This window comes from Pseudomonas sp. MF08831 (assembly GCF_059862645.1).
On sequence record NZ_JCBCUX010000001.1, the window covers coordinates 474,965 to 491,798 of the forward strand.

Annotated in this window: 10 protein-coding genes; 8 read left to right on the plus strand and 2 right to left on the minus strand. The window is 62.6% G+C overall.

The window, feature by feature from the left end:
* The first annotated feature begins 172 nt into the window (after positions 1 to 172).
* A complete protein-coding gene (gene argR / locus AC19YS_RS02265) occupies positions 173 to 1,153 on the plus strand; it encodes a transcriptional regulator ArgR (RefSeq protein WP_106576113.1) in 981 nt (326 codons plus the stop codon).
* A gap of 6 nt (positions 1,154 to 1,159) precedes the next feature.
* Here argR and AC19YS_RS02270 read toward each other — a convergent pair whose 3' ends face one another.
* Positions 1,160 to 7,084: a dermonecrotic toxin domain-containing protein gene (locus tag AC19YS_RS02270; RefSeq protein ID WP_500600792.1), complete on the minus strand. Its 5,925-nt coding sequence runs from the start codon at positions 7,082 to 7,084 to the stop codon at positions 1,160 to 1,162.
* A 286-nt stretch (positions 7,085 to 7,370) separates the two neighbouring features.
* On the opposite strand from AC19YS_RS02270, the gene AC19YS_RS02275 reads away from it, so the two are divergent.
* The 7 genes from AC19YS_RS02275 (at position 7,371) to astE (ending at position 15,235) form a co-directional block, all read left to right on the plus strand.
* Complete coding sequence (locus AC19YS_RS02275) at positions 7,371 to 8,591, plus strand: aspartate aminotransferase family protein (protein ID WP_106576115.1); 1,221 nt, start codon at positions 7,371 to 7,373, stop codon at positions 8,589 to 8,591.
* A gap of 200 nt (positions 8,592 to 8,791) precedes the next feature.
* The gene (gene aruF / locus AC19YS_RS02280) at positions 8,792 to 9,811 is read left to right on the plus strand and encodes an arginine/ornithine succinyltransferase subunit alpha (RefSeq protein WP_106576116.1); all 1,020 of its coding nucleotides are present in this window, start codon (positions 8,792 to 8,794) and stop codon (positions 9,809 to 9,811) included.
* Positions 9,812 to 9,862: 51 nt separating this feature from the next.
* Positions 9,863 to 10,888, plus strand: coding sequence for an arginine N-succinyltransferase (gene astA, locus AC19YS_RS02285; protein WP_106576117.1), 1,026 nt, complete (start codon positions 9,863 to 9,865; stop codon positions 10,886 to 10,888).
* On the plus strand, positions 10,885 to 12,354 hold the full coding sequence (astD, locus tag AC19YS_RS02290; protein ID WP_164487997.1) for a succinylglutamate-semialdehyde dehydrogenase: 1,470 nt from the start codon (positions 10,885 to 10,887) through the stop codon (positions 12,352 to 12,354). Before astA ends, astD begins: the two co-directional genes overlap by 4 nt.
* Before the next feature lie 191 nt (positions 12,355 to 12,545).
* Entirely contained in the window at positions 12,546 to 13,892 is a 1,347-nt protein-coding gene (astB, locus tag AC19YS_RS02295) for an N-succinylarginine dihydrolase (RefSeq protein WP_169367453.1), read from the plus strand.
* 36 nt (positions 13,893 to 13,928) lie between these two features.
* The gene (locus tag AC19YS_RS02300; protein ID WP_003214319.1) at positions 13,929 to 14,219 is read left to right on the plus strand and encodes a hypothetical protein; all 291 of its coding nucleotides are present in this window, start codon (positions 13,929 to 13,931) and stop codon (positions 14,217 to 14,219) included.
* A gap of 11 nt (positions 14,220 to 14,230) precedes the next feature.
* Positions 14,231 to 15,235: a succinylglutamate desuccinylase gene (gene astE, locus AC19YS_RS02305; protein WP_106576120.1), complete on the plus strand. Its 1,005-nt coding sequence runs from the start codon at positions 14,231 to 14,233 to the stop codon at positions 15,233 to 15,235.
* A 5-nt stretch (positions 15,236 to 15,240) separates the two neighbouring features.
* Here astE and AC19YS_RS02310 read toward each other — a convergent pair whose 3' ends face one another.
* Positions 15,241 to 16,755: a M91 family zinc metallopeptidase gene (locus AC19YS_RS02310; protein WP_500600796.1), complete on the minus strand. Its 1,515-nt coding sequence runs from the start codon at positions 16,753 to 16,755 to the stop codon at positions 15,241 to 15,243.
* Between the last annotated feature and the right edge of the window lie 79 nt (positions 16,756 to 16,834).

Below are 16,834 nucleotides of genomic sequence, written 5' to 3' on the forward strand. Positions count from 1 at the left end.
GCTGGCTTGCCTGCGATGGCGGCGTGTCTGTGCCAGAGAGGCAAACTGACCCACCGCTATCGCAGGCAAGCCAGCTCCCCATTAGATCTCATATGTTTTGAGATTTGTGTTGGTTTCCGGGCTAGCATTGGCCCTTGTCTTCATTACCGTTCTTCGTTTCGGATAGCATTCCATGACCGCCCACAAAATTGGTTTCCTGATTTGGCCCAGCACAAAAGCACTGACGCTTGCGCTGGCTGAGGAGGCCTTGCGCGTTGCTCAGCGGGTGCATCCGGACGTGGTCTACGAGTTGTCGTTCCTGCTCGCCGAGCCTGCCACCGAAGGCGCCTGGCAATTGCCGGGCGAGCCGTGGGCCGGCAAGCTTGAAGGCTTCCAGAAACTCTTCCTGCTGGCGGACGAGCCGCCGACCGTCATCGCCTCTCAACTGAGCGCTGCGCTCAAGCAGCTTGTGCGGGCGGGTTGCGTGATCGGTGGCTTGTCGGCGGGTGTGTATCCGCTGGCGCAACTCGGTCTGCTCGACGGCTACCGCGCCGCCGTGCATTGGCGCTGGCAGGACGATTTCGCCGAGCGCTTCCCCAAGGTCATCGCCACCAGCCATCTGTTCGATTGGGACCGTGATCGCCTGACCGCCTGCGGCGGCATGTCGGTACTCGACCTGTTGCTGGCCGTGCTGGCCCGTGACCATGGCGCCGAACTGGCCGGCGCCGTCTCCGAAGAACTGGTGGTCGAGCGCATCCGCGAAGGCGGCGAGCGCCAGCGCATTCCCTTGCAGAACCGCCTGGGCTCCAGCCATCCGAAGTTGACCCAGGCCGTGTTGCTGATGGAAGCCAACATCGAAGAGCCGTTGACCACCGACGAAATCGCCCAGCACGTATGTGTGTCGCGACGACAGCTTGAACGCATCTTCAAGCAATACCTCAATCGCGTTCCCAGCCAGTACTACCTCGAATTGCGCCTGAACAAGGCGCGCCAGATGCTCATGCAAACCAGCAAGTCGATCATCCAGATCGGCTTGTCGTGCGGTTTCTCGTCGGGCCCGCACTTCTCCAGCGCCTACCGCAACTTCTTCGGCGCTACCCCGCGTGAAGACCGCAACCAGCGACGCAGCAGCAGCCCGTTCGAGTTGTCGTCGGTGCCGTCCGAGCGCGGCTGACCGCTGTTATTCCTCCATGGGTTCGGGTGTGGACGGTGGCGTCAGGGGCGCGCCCTGGGCGTTCAGGCCGGCTTCATCCACCTGCAGATCATTGCCTGTCTGGCGAAAATACTGCCGAAGGCGGTCCAGGCTGTCCTCAGACAGCGGGTTGCCGCTGAGGTCGGACTCGTCGTCCCACGGCTGGCGCATGCTTAGAATGTCGTCCGGCACCTGGGTGATCAGGTTGTCGCTCAAGTCCACGGTGCGCAAATAAGGGCGGTCAAACACCCCGAACGGTACGTCGCTGAGCTCGCAGTTTTGCAGGTAGAGGCATTCCAGCTTGGGCATATTGTCCAGCTCTGGCGCCCGGCCCAGCGGGTTGTCACTCAAGTCCAGGTACTCCAGGTTACGCAGGTCTCGCAACTGGGCGCGGGCCCGCGGGCTGAGGCGAAGACGACTCTGCGTCAACGTCAGGCTGGTCAGCCTCGGCAGGTTGAAGATCGGCTCGGGGACCTCGTCCAGGGCGTATTTATCCAGCGCCAGCGTGCTCAGGTTAGGGAAGGCACGCACCAGGCCTTCAACGTTGGTGGTGGTTCCTTCGCCGATGAGCTCCAGATGCGACACATGTTCGAACCGTGCGCTCAAGGTGGGCAGCTCGCCAAAAATCGACGTATGGCACGTCAGTTTATGGGTCACGGCATACCCGCCATTGAAATCGTCGATCTCGCTCTCGCGGCGCCAGCCTTCTTCCAGCGTTGCCTTGATGGCAAGGCGCCGGATTTGCTCCTCGGCCGCCGTTTGTTCGTCCAGTGCTACATCAAGGACGGGATGCCGTTCGGGCACGGTCAGTGCCCAGACGGTGAGGTCTGCACTGAGGCGCGCGTATTCGCTTTCCAGGCGCCGGATGGCGCCCTCAATCGCATCCAGATCGCCGGGCAGGCTGAAGATAAAGGCGTTGACCTCCGCAGCGGTGAACGTCGGGTACAAGGCTGCGATGCGGGCGTTATAGCCGCCAGGTGCATCGACCTGGAGGTGCTCGCCGCGGGTTTGGCAATAGCGCTTGAGCTGTTCCAGGGTCGCTCGTGACAACGGATTGGCAGACAAGTCAAACGCGTTGGTAATCGAGGCCGGCCTTTGCAGCAGCGGTTCGGGAATCTGCGTGATCAGGTTGTGGCTCAGGTCTACGAGGTTGCGTTCTCGGGCAGTGAGCAGGCTGCGCGGAATCTCTGTGAGGTGGGTGTTGCGCAGTCCCAGGCTGTCCAGGGATGTCATCGAGGTAAAGTCCGGGAGTTGCTCCAGAGGGTTATGGCTCAGGTTCAGCCGTGTCAGGTTGCGCTGGGTCTCCAAGGCTTTGACGGTTTTCGCTGACAGTCGCAGGTTGCAGCGTTCAAGGCTGAGGGCCGTGAGCTGTGGCAGCTGGAAAACCGGCTCGGGGATATCCTCCAGCGCGTAGTCTTCAATGATCAGATGCTGCACGTGCGAAAAGCTCGCCAGCCAGTTTCCTACGTCCAACGGCTGAGCATCGCCACTGAGCCTGAGGGTCGACACGTGAGTGAACCGGCTGCTGAGTGTGGGCAATTTGCCGCTTATGGGGGCAGAGATGTCCAGCGTGTAGGTGGGATGAATGTCGTTGCCGCGTTCGTCCTGCTTCAGTTGCCGACGCCACCCAGCGAGCAACGCTTGTTTGAACGCCTCGCGTTGATAGTGGGCGGTTTCGCCGAAGCCGGAGCTGTTCACCCAGGCGTCCAGCTCGTGGTTCAGCTGCTTGTAGTCAAGGTCTCGCCGCGCCAGTTCGATTTTGCCCATTTCCAGGTTACCCGGCAGACCGAAAATCAGGCGGTTGATTTCGTCACTGCTCAAGGTGGGGTAAAGCATCTTCGCGCTGGCAATGTCCACCGGGGCCGCATTGGCCTCCCAGTAACTGCCGGTGCGCTGGAAGTAGGTTTTGACCTGCTCCAGAGTCTGCGCAGACAGCGGATTGCCGGAAAAGTCGAACGAATGGCTGGTTGCCACGGGCAGCTCGAAAAGTGCGTCGGGCAATGCAGCAATGCGGTTGTCCCGAAACAGCGCGGTCTCCAGCTGGGGGCGCTGCAAAATCCCGGCAGGCAATTGCGTGATACCCGTGTTGCTCAAGTCGAGGAAGTGCAGGCCAGGCATGTTCTCGACACTGGGCAGGAGCCCCAGCGGGTTGTTGAAGAGGTCGAGGGTCTTGAGCTGGGTCATGTTTTCAAGCGCGGTGCGGGTCTGCGCTGTCAGGGTAATGTTGCAATCGCTGAGTACCAGTTCATTGAGGCTGGGTAGGGCGGTGACGCCATCGGGCAGTCTGTCGAGGTTGAAGTTGCGCACGGTCAGGCGACGCAGGAACGGGAACATCGACAAGAACGTGTTGATCTCCAGCGGCCCTTGCTCGCCCTGCAGCGACAGGCTGGAGATATGACCGAAACGTCCGGGCAGCACGGGAGGATTGCCGGAAATCGGCCAGTTCAAGTGCAGTTGGTAGCCATTGGGGGCAGGCGGCTCGTAGTACGCGTCGAGCGGGGTTTCCAGGCGCCAGGCCCGGCGCAGTTCATCGGCCCAGGCCGTGCGGTTGCGCCGGGCATAGGCAAGTTCCTGGCGACTGATGCGCACTTGTGGGTCAGCGCTCAGGCGCGGCGTGGCAGTGATCCAGGCCTGCAAGTCGCGCTCAAGTTGCTGGTATTCGTTGCGCATGGTGCTCAGCGCCGTCGTCACCCCGCCGGGCGCTTGTTCCAGGCTGCGCACAATGTTGTCGATATGCGCGCGGGGCAGCGCCGGGAACAGGTGTTGGGCGTGTTCATGCGCCGTCAGCTCGTTCTGCGCACCGGGCGCGGTTGCTGCTCGATAGCCCGGCATGCCGCCGCGCAGGCGCATGGTGCTTGGGTCGTAGGCGGGTTTGCCGACGGGGGCGTCCGCGAGCAACTCGCGCAGATGCCAGTGGTGCAGGGCATGACGAGCAAGCGCCTGGCGCAGGGCCGGACCCTGGCCGATATGAATGCCCAGCGCAGCGCGCGCCTGGTCGGGCAGCGCCTGGAGCAGGGCGGTGTAGAAGTCGGTTTCGCCAAACAGCGGGCCGCTGCTGTCGGTGGGCACATAGCCGCCGTTGGCGGTGTAAACCAACGTGCGTTGAACGCGGGCGCGGTCATCACCGATCACGTCGCGCAACGGCCCATCAGCGGTGTCGTTTCTGACGCTAATGCGCAGCCCCGCGGGCCAGTTCGGCAAATCGGGCAGGGAGTGCAGGGCCAGGCGGTAAGTGTCCAGGTTGTCGATGCTGTCCAGGTACAGCCCTTCGAAGGCACGGCAGGCGCGTATTTCTCGCTGGGCTTCGCGCGCCAACTCGATCAGGCGCCGGGGCACCCGGCCCTGATCGAGGGCGCGCAGCTCCTCCGGGCTGGCGATGGCACGCAGGGTTTCGGCGGCGCTCACCGGCAAGCCCGGCGACGCGTCGACAAGCGCGCTCAGCTGCGCGTCGTCGGTACGTTGCAGGGCGCGATATGCCGATTCGAACAGCGCCCAGCGTTTTTCCCGAGCCAGTTGGGCAAGTGTTTGCCTGAGGACGCCCGTACGTGCTTGAAGCGAGGCTGTGGGATGGCCGGACGCTTCCCCCAGCAACGTCCTTCTCTGCGGTTCGTCCAGCGCTTCGAGCAGGGTCTGGAGCAAGTCGCCATTGTTGAGTTGGTGCTCGTGAATCTGGGTGACGCTGGCGTCTGCGGCGCCCGGGATTTCCCAGTGCGTGCGTCCCTGGTTGTCGATCAGGCGCAAGGTTCTGGTGGTGGGCCACAGCCCGTAGTTGGTCAAGAGCAGCAGTTGGGTCTGGGCATCGGCCAACGCCTGAACACCGGGGTCATCACTGTTCATTTGGTCGATGAAGGTTTGCAGGTCCTGGTCGATTTTGAAGCGCTTGAAGGTGTCGGCCAGCAGCGGTGGCAGGGGTTCGCGGGTCATGTAGAGCTTGCGCAGCGCCGCGTCTTCGACGCCGCTGACGTGGCGAATCTGTGCCAGTTGCAGGTCGCTGAAGCTTTGCGCCTGATGGCCCAGACGGCGCATCAACTGGGCGCTGTCCCAACTCAGCGGTTGGTCCAGCTCACTTACCCAGGCGCCTTGGCCATTGCTGTGTGCCGTTGGGCGGTAGGCATTGGTGCGGGTGGGATGCTTGAAGTAATGCGTGTGGGTGCCGGGGTCGAGGCCCAGCGCGTAATGCGCGCCGGAGAGGGGCAGGATGTCTTGCTCGCCATGCGCGTGCAGGCCGAGCGGGTTGGCGCGCGAGCCTTCGGGCAGCGTCACCGCATGGGCGTAAGGCGCAAGGTCCGGTCGCCACAGCCGGGTCTGGCCATCGGGCAAGGTGACGGGTTTGAGGCGGTCGAAAAACTGCCAGAGCTCAGCGGGCAAGTGCTGGCGCAACAACCCTTCGGCAAGCGGCGGCCCAAGGGCGAACATGCCCAGTTGGACCATCTGCTCCAGCACTGACATCAGGTGCCCGAACGCCTGGGCCTTGAGGCCTTCGGCCCAGTCGACGATGCCCTCGAACGTGTCATCCAGCAGCTGATACGCGGTGTAACCCAGCATCAGTAAACCCACCGGCGGTACGAACGGCGCCGCGACCAGCGCGGCAATCTGCAGCAGGGCCGAGCCGATCTTTTCGAACAGGCTCCAGCGCTGCCAGCGGGTTTTCTGGTCGGCGCTGGCAGTGGACACGGCTTGAGCGCGTGCGTCGTTGAAGAGTTTGCTCAGGGTGGTCTGGTAAAGGTGTTCGAGCACCGAGCCGCTGATCGGTGTGACGGCAAACTGCAGCCCAGGCTTGTCCACCGGTGTATTCCGCCAGGCCGGACGCGGGTCGCCGCGGGTGTGCGCATGCCAGGTGACGCGGGACAGGCGCTGGCCGAGGTCGGCGAAAAAATGCCCGCGTTCGTCGTGGTTCACGAAACGGCTGAAGAATTGCTGGTACGCAGGCTGGCGCAGGTCGGCGGTCAGGGCCTGCATGAACTGCACGCTGGAGCGGTACTCCTTGAGCGGGTGTTGCGGGTCGTGCGGAATATAGGCAATGACGGGCACCACGTGATTGGCCCGCTCAAGGTCCGCGTGGGCAAACAGCACAATGCCTGTCAGCGGGCTGGACAGCATGCGCAGGGCGTGACAACGCAGTGCGTTGCAGCCCCCCGGGTTGCTCAACAATTGTTGCAGGCGCTGCGAGCTGGCTTGCGACAGGTCGCCCCGCAGGCGCGCCATGTGCAGGGCGAGTTTCAGGTTGGCGACCTGGCTGGCATCGAAGCGGTGTTGCAGGTGTGCAGTGGCGACGGGGTTGTTGAGGTCCAGGGAGTGCTCGAGGTAGGTGCTGTATTGGCCGCCGATGTCCAGTTCGCGACACAGGCGGGTAAAGGCCGGCACGCTGATACGTGTGTCTATGTCGGGCAGGGTATCGAAATGCCCGGTGGCGGTGGGCGGGGTGATAAAACCGGATGGTGGCTCGTAGGCGTCGTCAGCGGTTTCGCCGGCTTCAAAGTTATGCAAGGCGGCGTCCAGCAGCGACACGGTCCAGGTTCGCACTGCGCCGGAGCGCACGGGGAACCAAGGAATGGTCGTCGGTATAGACAGGCGCAGGAAGGTGTTGCGCACATCGCACTCCACACCAAAGCGCTGCTTGAGCGCCTGCTGCAGCACGGGCGCGGCGAAGTCGGCGGGTGACTTGAGTGCGTCCATGGCCTTGTCGAGCAGGTTTTGGGTGATCCAGGCCTCACGGATCAGGACTTTGAACGCCGTGTCCTGCTCGGCTGAGGGTTGGGCGTACCCTGCCGGGGCACTGGTTTTAAGGGCGTTGCGACGTGCGGCCGACGCGTCGCCCAGCCAGTCGGGGATCGCGTTTTTGAGCGTTTCATGATGAACGTCGCGCGCAGGGATCAGCCGGTCGAAAGCGGGCACGCTGGGTTGCTGGCTCATTGCAAAGCTTCCTGAGGATCAAATGATGCCCTCAGCAGAACAGTTCGCCGTCGCCGATCCGTGTTAGATAATTAAGCGCGAGCCGTAAATCGGTGCCGCTGGGCGAGCCCACGGTTTAAACTGCGCCATTGCGATGCTATTTGTCGCATTGGCGTAAACCCGCTGAAAACGCGGGTTGGCGCTATAAGAAGTTGTCGCTTGGCGGCAAGGCCGCACTGAAAACTGTCCTTACAATCCCTGCATCGCCCGCCAGTTCCAGGCAGGCGTTCCTCTTCAGGAGACTCCGATGTCCGTTGAGCAAGCCCCGGTGCAACGTGCCGATTTCGACCAGGTCATGGTTCCCAACTACGCACCTGCCGCATTCATCCCTGTGCGTGGCGCGGGTTCGCGCGTTTGGGACCAGGCGGGTCGCGAGCTGATCGACTTTGCCGGCGGCATCGCGGTTAACGTATTGGGCCACGCCCACCCGGCGCTGGTCGGTGCACTGACCGAACAAGCCAACAAGCTGTGGCACGTCTCCAACGTCTTCACCAATGAGCCGGCCCTGCGCCTGGCGCATAAGCTGATCGACGCCACCTTTGCCGAGCGCGTGTTCTTCTGCAACTCCGGCGCCGAAGCCAACGAGGCCGCGTTCAAGCTGGCCCGCCGTGTGGCGTTCGACCGTTTCGGTACCGAGAAGTACGAGATCATCGCCGCGCTGAACAGCTTCCACGGCCGTACCCTGTTCACCGTCAACGTCGGTGGCCAGTCGAAGTACTCCGATGGTTTCGGGCCTAAGATCACCGGCATCACTCACGTGCCTTACAACGACCTGGACGCGCTGAAAGCCGCCGTGTCGGACAAGACCTGCGCCGTGGTGCTCGAACCGGTTCAGGGCGAAGGCGGCGTTTTGCCGGCTGAGCTGGCGTACCTGCAAGGCGCCCGCGAGCTGTGCGATGCGAATAACGCGCTGCTGGTGTTCGACGAAGTGCAAACCGGCATGGGCCGCAGCGGTCACCTGTTCGCCTACCAGCATTACGGCGTGACGCCGGACATCCTCACCAGCGCCAAGAGCCTGGGCGGCGGTTTCCCGATTGCAGCCATGCTCACCCGTGAAGACCTGGCCAAGCACCTGGTGGTCGGCACCCACGGCACCACGTACGGCGGCAACCCGTTGGCGTGTGCGGTGGCGGAAGCGGTCATCGACGTGATCAACACCCCCGAAGTGCTGGCCGGCGTGAACGCCAAGCACGAGCTGTTTAAGGCACGCCTGCAACAGATCGGCGAGAAATACGGCATCTTCACCGAAGTGCGCGGCATGGGCCTGCTGATTGGTTGCGTGCTCAGCGACGCGTTCAAAGGCAAGGCCAAGGACGTGTTCAACGCGGCCGAAAAAGAAAACCTGATGATCCTGCAAGCCGGCCCCGACGTGGTGCGTTTCGCCCCGAGCCTGGTGGTCGAAGATGCAGACATCAACGAAGGCCTGGACCGTTTTGAGCGTGCTGTGAAGACGCTGACGCAAGCCTGATAGCGACACATTTTGCTGGTTGGACTGGTCAAAAATGTGAGAGGGGGCTTGCCCCCGATAGCGGTGGATCAGTCACTGGATTTATCAACTGACAGACTGCTATCGGGGGCAAGCCCCCTCCCACATTGGATCTGTGTGAGCTCAGATCCCGTGTCCGGCATTTTTCCCTCTATGAGTTTTTCGAGTTAAGGAGTGACACCATGCTGGTGATGCGCCCCGCGCAAATGGCTGATCTGGGCGAGGTACAGCGTCTGGCTGCGGACAGCCCGATTGGTGTCACCTCCTTGCCGGATGATGTGGAACGCCTGAGCGACAAGATCGCCGCCAGCGAAGCGTCCTTCGCGGCCGAGGTCAGTTTCAACGGCGAAGAAAGCTATTTCTTCGTGCTTGAAGACACCGAGACCGGCGAACTGGCCGGCTGCTCGGCCATCGTCGCGTCGGCCGGTTACTCGGAGCCGTTCTACAGCTTCCGTAACGAAACCTTCGTGCACGCGTCCCGCGAGCTGAAGATCCACAACAAGATTCACGTGCTTTCCCAATGCCACGACCTGACCGGCAACAGCCTGCTCACCAGTTTCTACGTGAAGCCTGCGCTGGTCGGTTCGCCGTGGTCGGAACTCAATTCCCGTGGCCGCCTGTTGTTCGTCGCCAGCCACCCCGAGCGCTTTGCCGACTCGGTGGTGACCGAGATTGTCGGCTACAGCGACGAGAACGGTGATTCGCCGTTCTGGGACGCCATTGGCCGCAACTTCTTCGACCTCAACTACGCCGCTGCCGAACGCCTGTGCGGGCTCAAAAGTCGCACCTTCCTCGCCGAGCTGATGCCGCATTACCCGATCTACGTGCCGCTGTTGCCCGACGAAGCCCAGGAAGCCATGGGCCAGGTGCACCCGCGTGCGCAGATCACCTTCGACATCCTGATGCGTGAAGGCTTCGAGACCGACCATTACATCGACATCTTCGACGGCGGCCCGACGCTGCACGCGCGGGTCTCGGGCATTCGCTCGATTGCCCAAAGCCGCGTGGTGCCGGTGAAGATCGGTGAAATGGTCAAGGGGGCCGGCCGCCAGTACCTGGTGAGCAACGCGCAGTTGCAGGATTACCGCGCGGTGATGCTGGAGCTGGACTACGCGCCCGGCAAACCGGTGACCCTGGACCTGGCCGCGGCAGAAGCCCTGGGTGTCGGCGAAGGTGCCAGCGTGCGCCTGGTCGCTGTTTAAAGCAGAGTTTTGCGGGTGGCCTGGAGCAGGCGGCCCGTCTGAGGAGATAGCATGATCGTTCGTCCCGTACGCAGCAGCGATTTACCGGCCCTGATTGATCTGGCGCGCAGCACCGGCACCGGCCTTACCACCTTGCCGGCCAACGAAGAGCGCCTGACCCACCGTGTTGGCTGGGCGGAAAAAACCTTTCGCGGCGAAGCCGGGCGCGGCGATGCCGACTACCTGTTTGTGCTGGAAAACGACGAAGGCCGCGTGGTGGGTATTTCCGCCATTGCCGGCGCCGTCGGCCTGCGCGAGCCGTGGTACAACTTCCGGGTCGGCCTGACCGTCAGCGCCTCCCAGGAACTGAACATCTACCGCGAGATTCCGACGCTGTTTTTGGCCAACGACCTCACCGGCAACTCCGAATTGTGCTCGTTGTTCCTGCACGCCGATTACCGCAACGGCCTCAACGGCCGCATGCTGGCCAAGGCGCGCATGCTGTTTATCGCTGAATTCCCGCAGCTGTTCGGTAACAAGATCATTGCCGAGATGCGCGGGGTGTCCAACGAGGCTGGGCGCTCGCCGTTCTGGGAAAGCCTGGGCCGGCATTTCTTCAAGATGGAATTCAGTCAGGCCGATTACCTGACCGGCGTGGGCAACAAGGCGTTTATCGCTGAGCTGATGCCCAAGTTTCCGCTGTACAGCTGCTTCCTCTCTGAAGATGCGCGCAATGTCATCGGCAAAGTCCACCCGGACACCGAGCCGGCGCTGAGCATGCTCAAGAGTGAAGGCTTCAGCTACCAGGGCTATGTCGATATCTTCGACGCCGGCCCGGCGGTGGAATGTGAAACCAGCAAAATCCGTGCGGTGCGCGACAGCCAGTCACTGGTGTTGGCCATCGGCACCCCAGGGGACGACGCCACGCCGTTCCTGATTCATAACCGCAAGCGTGAGGAGTGCCGCATCACGGCCGCTCCGGCCCGTCTGGCGGCAGGCACGCTGGTGGTCGATCCTCAGACCGCCAAACGCCTGCAACTGGTGGTGGGTGATCAAGTGCGCGCTGTTGCGTTGTCTGCTGCTCGGGAGTCGAAATAATGAATTCGCTGTATATCGCAGGTAGCTGGCTGGCGGGCCAGGGTGAACTGTTCGAGTCGCGCAACCCGGTGACCCAGCAGGTGCTGTGGGCCGGCAATGGCGCCACCGTCGAACAGGTTGAATCCGCCGTGCAGGCCGCGCGCCAGGCGTTTCCAGGCTGGGCCCGGCGCCCGCTGGAAGAACGCATCAGCGTGCTGGAAACCTTTGCCGCCACGCTGAAAAGCCGCGCCGACGAAATTGCCCGTTGCATCGGCGAAGAAACCGGCAAACCGCTGTGGGAATCGGCCACCGAAGTCACCAGCATGGCCAACAAGATTGCCATCTCGGTGCAAAGCTACCGTGAGCGCACTGGCGAGAAGAGCGGCCCGCTGGGCGACGCCACCGCCGTGTTGCGCCACAAGCCGCACGGCGTGGTGGCGGTGTTTGGCCCTTACAATTTCCCTGGCCACTTGCCGAACGGGCACATCGTCCCGGCGTTGCTGGCGGGCAATACCGTGCTGTTCAAGCCGAGCGAGCTGACCCCCAAAGTCGCCGAGCTGACCGTGCAATGCTGGATCGACGCCGGCTTGCCGGCGGGCGTGTTGAACCTGCTGCAAGGCGCGCGGGAAACCGGTATCGCGTTGGCGGCCAACCCCGGTATCGATGGGTTGTTCTTCACCGGCTCCAGCCGCACCGGCAATCACCTGCACCAGCAGTTTTCCGGGCGCCCGGACAAGATCCTCGCGCTGGAAATGGGCGGCAACAACCCGCTGGTGGTCGACGAAGTGGCCGACGTGGATGCGGCGGTCTACACCATTATCCAGTCGGCGTTTATCTCGGCCGGTCAGCGTTGCACCTGCGCGCGTCGCTTGCTGGTGCCCGAAGGTGCCTGGGGCGATGCGTTGCTGGCGCGCCTGGTGGCGGTCAGCGCGACGATTGAAGTGGGTGCGTTTGATCAGCAGCCAGCGCCGTTCATGGGCTCGGTGATTTCCCTCGGCGCGGCCAAGGCCTTGATGGACGCCCAGGAGTTGATGTTGGCCAATGGCGCCGTGGCGCTGTTGGAAATGACTCAGCCGCAGGATCAGGCCGCGTTGCTGACCCCTGGCATTATCGACGTGACCGGCGTGACCGAGCGCGAAGATGAAGAGCTGTTCGGCCCGCTGCTGCAGGTGATCCGCTACGCTGATTTTGCCGCTGCGATCACTGAGGCCAACAACACCCAGTACGGTTTGGCCGCGGGCTTGTTGTCGGATTCCGAAGCACGCTACCAGCAGTTCTGGCTGGAAAGCCGCGCCGGCATCGTCAACTGGAACAAGCAGCTGACCGGTGCTGCCAGCACCGCGCCGTTCGGTGGGGTAGGGGCGTCGGGCAACCATCGCGCCAGCGCCTATTACGCGGCGGATTATTGCGCGTACCCGGTGGCGTCTCTGGAAACGCCAAGCCTGGTGGTCCCGGCAACGCTGACCCCAGGTATTACGCTGATCTAAAGGTGGGAGCGGGCTTGTGGGGGAGCTGATTTGCCTGCGATGCGGGCAACTCGGTCCTTTAGTCAAACCGCGCCGCTGCCATCGCAGGCAAGCCAGCTCCCACAGTTGATCGGGTTTACAGATAGAGAGTAGCGGTGGTGTGAAGACTGCTATTGATGCCTATAAAAACAGATGTTCGTGGAGCCTCGCCGATGAAATCCTGTGAAGTCAATTTTGACGGTCTCGTGGGGCCGACCCATAACTACGGCGGTTTGTCCTACGGCAACGTCGCGTCCCAGAGCAACAGCCAGCAGTCTTCGAACCCGAAGGAAGCGGCGTTGCAGGGGCTGCAGAAAATGAAAGCCCTGATGGACATGGGCTTTGTGCAAGGTGTGCTGGCGCCGCAGGAACGTCCTGACGTGGCCGCGTTGCGCAACCTTGGTTTCAGCGGCACCGACGCGCAGGTGATTCAGCAGGCGGCCAAGCAGGCCATGCCGCTGCTGGTTGCCAGCTGCTCGGCCTCCAGCATGTGGGTAGCCAACGCCGCCACTGTCAGCCCGAGTGCTGACACGGCGGACGGCCGCGTGCATTTCACTGCCGCCAACCTCAACTGCAAATACCATCGCAGCATCGAACACCCGACCACCAGCCGCGTGCTGGGTGCGATGTTCGCCGACCAAAAGCACTTCGCCCACCACGCCGCGTTGCCGGCGGTGGCGCAGTTCGGCGACGAAGGCGCGGCCAACCACACGCGTTTCTGCCGTGATTATGGCGAGGCCGGCGTCGAGTTCTTCGTGTTTGGCCGCAGCGCGTTCGACACCCGTTATCCCGCGCCGCAGAAATACCCGGCGCGCCAGACCCTTGAAGCCTCCCAGGCCGTCGCGCGCCTGCATGGCCTGAAGGATGACGGCGTGGTCTACGCCCAGCAGAACCCGTCTGTGATCGATGCCGGCGTGTTCCACAACGACGTGATCGCGGTGGGCAACGGCGAGGTGCTGTTCTACCACGAGGACGCGTTTCTCAATACCGAGCAGATGCTCGCCGAGCTGCAAGGCAAGTTGGGCAAACTGGGCGGCAACTTCCAGTCAGTGTGCGTGCCGCGCGCCCAGGTCAGCGTCGAGGACGCCGTACGGTCCTACTTGTTCAACAGCCAGTTGCTGACCCGCGCCGACGGTTCGATGCTGCTGATCGTGCCGGAAGAGTGCCGCGCCAACGAGCGCGTCTGGCAGTACCTGCAAGGCCTGACGGCCTCCGGCGGGCTGATCCGTGAAGTGAAGGTGTTTGACCTCAAGCAAAGCATGCAGAACGGCGGTGGCCCGGCGTGCCTGCGCTTGCGCGTGGCGTTGAATGAAACTGAGCTGGCGGCAGTGAACCCAGGGGTTATCATGACCGCGCCGTTGTACGACACGCTGACCCAGTGGGTCGACAAGCACTACCGCGACAGCCTGCGTGAAACCGACCTGGCTGATCCGCAATTGCTGCTTGAGTGCCGGACGGCACTGGATGAACTGACGCAAATCCTTAAACTGGGCTCGGTTTATCCTTTCCAGATCAACTAGCGTCACTTTTTTACACCCTATGGCTGAGAACTTTTTATGACCACCGACACCCTGAAACTGATTCTTGAAGACACCGACGGCACCCAGCTGGAAACCTCCTGCACCCGCGTCGCCGTGGTCTGGCAGGGCAAGGAAATCTGGATCCAGCACGACGGCCGTGGCCAGTTGCTGATTGGTGTGGACGTGGAAGAAGGCGACGCTGAGTACGCCAACCTGCTGATGCGTCCACTGGCCACCAACCTGATGAGCCTGCAACTGGAAATGGAACCGGCCGACGTTGAAGGTGATGACGACGATCACGTTCACGGCCCTGGCTGCAACCACTAAGGAAGCTGCTTATGCTCGCCCTCGGCAAATTGCTTGAACTGACCCTCGCCGGTCGCGAACCGGCGCAAAAAATTCAACTGACTGTCGACGGCGTGCAGATGCGCTGGCTCAGCGAGGGCGCGCTCGAAGTGCGCCCGCCGCAAGCGCTGGACAACGGCAGCGACCTGCTGCTGTCGTCCGGCATCCATGGCAACGAAACCGCGCCGATCGAATTGCTCGACCGCCTGTTGCATGGCATTGCCCGTGGGGAAATCAAACCCCGCACCCGCATTCTGTTCCTGTTCGGTAACCCCGAGGCCATGCGCCGCGGCGAGCGTTACCTCGAGCTGGACGTCAACCGGCTGTTCAATGGCCGCCACGAACAAAACATTGGCCCTGAGGCCATGCGCGCCGCTGAGCTTGAGCAGTTGGCCCGCACGTTCTTCAGCCTGCCTGAACGCTCGCGCCTGCATTACGACCTGCACACGGCCATTCGCGGCTCGAAGATCGAGCAATTCGCGCTGTACCCGTGGAAGGAAGGTCGCCAGCATTCACGTCACGAGCTGGCGCGCCTGTGTGCTGCCGGCATGCAAGCGGTGCTGTTGCAGAACAAGACGTCGATCACCTTCACCGCGTTCACCTATGAGCAACTGAACGCCGAGGCTTTCACCCTGGAACTGGGCAAGGCGCGACCGTTCGGCCAGAACCAGGGCGTGGATGTTTCCCGCCTGGAGACGCGCCTGACGCAGATCATCGAAGGCAGCGAGCCGGCCACTGACAGCCTGGACGGCCTGCAACTGTTTGCGGTATCGCGTGAAGTGATCAAGCACAGTGATGCCTTCCTGCTGCACTTGCCGGCGGACGTGGAAAACTTCTCGCCGTTGGCCAAGGGCTACCTGCTGGCCGAAGACGTTGCCAAGACCCGCTGGGTAATCGAGGAGGAGGGCGCACGCATTATCTTCCCGAACCCGAAAGTGAAGAATGGTTTGCGGGCCGGGATTCTGATTGTGCCCACCACCGACGCGGCGCTGGTCTAGTTCCCTCAAGGCTTCGCCAGGTACGCGTCGCGAGTCGGCAACCCGAATTCCTTGCGCAGCGCATTTTCCGTAAAGGCCTCGGGGTTGGTCCGCGTGGGCGGGGTGTCGGGGTTCAGATCGAAGTCAAAAGGCGCCAGATCAATGGGCAGGCCCACGGCTTGCCGCTCAACGTTTTTGATCGCAACGCTTTTGCCTCCGTGATTTTCATTGGTGGTGCCGGGCGCCACGGTACCGGTAACGGCGTTATAGGCGTGACACAGCTCGTGATAGAGCCCGATGATCGGCAGCGAGCCCGGTGGGCTGAAAAAGGGGTTGTACTCGATCAGCCCGCCGTAGGCCGGCGTGCCGGGCTGGCCGTCGCGGATCATCAACGTGTCGGCGTCGGTGGAGGGCGTGAACCTGGCATTGTTTTCGTCACCCGGTTCAATGCTGACGGGTTGCCCACTGCGTTGTGCCGCCATATCCAGTGCGTGGAGCAGTTTTTGCCCATTGGGTGATACGCGCAGCACGCTGAGATCGGATTCGACGCGCATAACAAACTGCCTGTTTCCCCCAATCGACAGACCCGTTTTACCGGCCTCGTCGGACGCCATGAGCGGTGGGTGGACTGTGTCGAGGTCGGTGGGGAACAGCACCGCCATCACCTGGTCGAGCGATGGGGTTGGCAGGCTGGCGAGTTTTTCAAGCAACCACGCGTAGCGTTCGTCGTTGGTCATGGCGACCAGGGTGTCGCCGGGCAGGCCATAAACCCGGTCTGTCGTCTTGAGTTTGCTGACATGGTCATGGCCGTTACCCGGATAGATAACGTTAGTGCCGCTGCCGGCCTTGATGGTGTCATTGCCGTCGCCGCCGCTGAGTAGGTGATGGCCGCTGCCACCGACAATCACGTCGTCGCCCGGGCCGCCATCGATAAAGTTGAGCCCGGCGCCGCCGTGAATGCTGTCGGCGCCGTCACCCGCGTAGATACGGGCGGTGCCGGCGCCGATGACTTGCGTGCTGTCATTACCGGGGCCGCTGTCGACGGTGCAGTCCTCGGCGCTGATCCGTAGCGTGTCATCGCCCTCGCCGGACAGGATCGTTGAGTGACGGCCGCCGACGCGCAGGTAGTCGTCGCCAGCACCTGCATCAATGCTGACGGGGTTCTGGAGGCTGTCATCGACATGGATGCAGTCGGCGCCATGGCCGGTGACTAGCTCGATGATTTGCGTTGGCGAAGACGGCGTTATCTGATAGAGCGCCGTGCCGACGTACAGGTGCAGGTGATCGCCCGCCGCGCTGAGCCAGAGCTCGCGTTGATCGGCGGTGAATGCAAACCTCAAGGTATCTCTGCGCGGCGCTTTATCCTGGCGGGTCTGCTGCCTGAGTCGTTCGACCCGAACGACCGTGTCCCGATAGACCTGCGCACGCGCTGGGGCACCGTCCAGGTTGGCGGTTTTTTCTGCGTCGGTGGGCGTCAGGTTTCCCCCGTGCACGGTGTGAATGGCGCTGGGGGTGTCGGGTACAAAAAGAGGGCGGTGCATGGCGTGATGGCTCTCGGTCAGGTGAGAAGGCGGGCGGTTGCCCGGCGTGTGGCTCACCAGACCGCAGATACATCATGGC